Source organism: Aerococcus sp. L_32 (genome assembly GCF_050689315.1).
Genome location: NZ_JBOEQF010000917.1, coordinates 1 through 738 on the forward strand (window position 1 = coordinate 1; position 738 = coordinate 738).

At 35.1% G+C, this 738-nt stretch carries 1 protein-coding gene; it reads right to left on the reverse strand.

Features of this window, described 5'->3' with window-relative positions:
* Positions 1-527, reverse strand: a 527-nt coding sequence (locus ACRCJ0_RS17355; protein ID WP_431391401.1) for a phosphoribosyltransferase family protein, incomplete at its 3' end; no start/stop codon positions are given.
* Positions 528-738: the final 211 nt, after the last annotated feature.

The window sequence follows — 738 nt, forward strand, 5'->3', positions numbered from 1 at the left end:
TAGTTGATGGAGACTGTTGAGCCTTCAGTTACTTTTGAGTCACGACGCACAATAACGAATGGAATGTTCAGGTATAGTGCAACCATTTGTGCGATTGGCACACCTTTTGTTGCAATAGTCATGATGGCCGTTGCTTTTGATTCCGCATAATAACTTGCAATGATTTTACCTATTTTGCGTAACTGATCTGGGTCACTTAACAAGTCAGTTAGATAGAAGTATCCACCTGGTAGAATCCGGTCATCTGCAGCTTCTAATTGATAAATCAGATTTTCCACTTCAACAATGGCGTCCTCTTTTGACATTGTTGGAATATAGATGACACCACCAGCAGCTCCAGCTACAGTTTCGATTCTTCCAAATCCACTTAATTCAAATTGTTCTTTTAAAATCGTCAAATCTTCAGAAATGGATGATTTCGCTGATTCGTAACGTGACACAAAAAACGTTAACGACACCAACTTGTGTGGGTGTGATAATAAATATTGTGTCATGTCCACTAGTCGCGGGCTACGTTTGATTTTCATATAGTCCAACCTTTCAAATTCTTTTATATTGATATTTATTATATATTGAATCTAGTCAATTTGAAAGGAAAATTTATGATAATGTTCGTTTATTTTTTGTAAATGACATAAAAATGAGCTAATTCTCGAAAGAACTAGCTCATTTCCTAAACATTCGTAATTAGCCTTTAGTGATTTTAAGAAAACCACTTTCGATAATGAATATTAAAAC